Annotated in this window: 2 protein-coding genes; one reads left to right on the top strand and one right to left on the bottom strand. The window is 60.9% G+C overall.

Annotation, left to right across the window (positions count from 1 at the left end; all coding sequences use genetic code 11):
* The coding region (locus tag O3648_RS08255; RefSeq protein ID WP_371569555.1) for a peptidoglycan bridge formation glycyltransferase FemA/FemB family protein at positions 1-330 on the top strand (330 nt) is incomplete at its 5' end.
* Between the two features lie 179 nt (positions 331-509).
* On the opposite strand, the gene glpX is transcribed toward O3648_RS08255, so the two are convergent.
* Entirely contained in the window at positions 510-1517 is a 1008-nt protein-coding gene (glpX, locus tag O3648_RS08250) for a class II fructose-bisphosphatase (protein WP_279741782.1), read from the bottom strand.
* Between the last annotated feature and the right edge of the window lie 58 nt (positions 1518-1575).

Below are 1575 nucleotides of genomic sequence, written 5' to 3'. Positions count from 1 at the left end.
GCGCACGCTGCGGCTTCCTTCGAGCACCGCAACCTTAGTGCAGGTGTTGTGGTGGTGACGAACTTTATCCTGGACGCTAAGCGCAAGGGTCTGAAGTACGTTGACCTCTTCGGTATTGCGCCGGAGGATCAGCCGGATCACGAGTGGGCTGGCTTCACGAAGTTCAAGAAGTCCTTCGGTGGCGAGTCGGTGGAGTACCCGGGTACCTGGGATGTTCCGGTAACTTCGTTGGGTTACCGCGCCTACACGCTGGCGTACAAGGCTCGTCCCGCTGTTCGTGATGCTGTGTCGAAGGCGAAGGCGAAGGTTCAGTCTTTCCGCTCTCGCTAACGGGTTCAGGCTCGTCCTTACTCGGGCGTATCCTGAGAACTAAAAGCTAAATATATGAGGGAGCCGTCCTCACCGAAGAACTCGGTGAGGACGGCTCCCTGTGTATGTATGTCCAATATTCGAGGAGTCTTAGTGCGGCTCCTCAGCCCTTGCGGGGCGAGGTTACTGTTCTTCGCAGATTACTGTTCTTCGGGGCTCTTGGTGTGCGAGAGAATCTCGCGCAGGCGGGAGAGGCGGTGCTCCGCCTCGACGGTACGCACGGTGCCCGAGGAGGAACGCATAACCAGCGACTGGGTGGTCACAAGGTTCTTGCTGTAGCGCACGCCGCGCAGCAGCTTGCCGTCAGTGATACCGGTTGCGGCGAAGAAGCAGTTGTCGCTGGTGACCAGGTCGTTGGTGGTCAGCACGCGGTCGAGGTCGTGGCCAGCTTCCAGTGCCTTTTCGCGTTCTGCCTCGTCGGTCGGTGCCAGGCGGCCCTGGATGACGCCACCGGTTGCCTTGATAGCGCATGCTGCGACAACGCCTTCGGGGGTGCCGCCGGTGCCGAGCATGAGGTCCACGCCGGTGTTTTCGCGGCAGGCTGCGATAGCGCCAGCGACGTCACCGTCGAGGATGATGCGGGTACGGGCACCTGCCTCGCGAATCTCCTGGATCAGCTTGGCGTGGCGGGGGCGGTCCAGCACGCATACGGTCAGCTCGCTAACCTTCTTGCCCTTAGCCTTAGCGACCAGGTGCAGGTTCTGCTTGACGGGCAGGCGCAGGTCGACAAATTCTGCGGCGTCGGGGCCGGTGACCAGCTTCTCCATGTAGAACACTGCGGAGGGGTCGAACATAGTGCCGCCGTCTGCCACAGCAATCACGGAGAGGGCATTGTCCATGCCGAGTGCGGTCAGGCGGGTACCGTCGATGGGGTCAACCGCCACGTCGAGGGAGGGACCGGAGCCGTCGCCGACTTTCTCGCCGTTGTACAGCATGGGAGCCTTGTCCTTCTCGCCTTCACCGATGACAACGGTGCCGTTGAAGTTGACGGTGGAGAGGCGGTAACGCATTGCGTCTACGGCTGCGCCATCTGCGAGATTCTTTTCGCCTGCGCCGACCCAGGGGCCTGCAGCAATTGCTGCTGCTTCAGTCGCGCGGACCAGTTCCATTGCGAGGTTGCGATCGCCGTGGTTGTTGTTCGTAGTCATAGACTCACCTTCGAGATTTCTGAATACACCGTCGGCTGGCTAGTTCTTTCCAGCACGA

Source organism: Rothia sp. 27098_8_161, from assembly GCF_041432905.1.
GTDB lineage: Bacteria > Actinomycetota > Actinomycetes > Actinomycetales > Micrococcaceae > Rothia.
This window is presented reverse-complemented; position numbering and strand designations above follow the sequence as displayed.

Bases quoted from the DNA above. Each gene is read 5' to 3' on its own strand.
- glpX (WP_279741782.1), bottom strand. From the start codon at position 1,517: ATGACTACGAACAACAACCACGGCGATCGCAACCTCGCAATGGAACTG.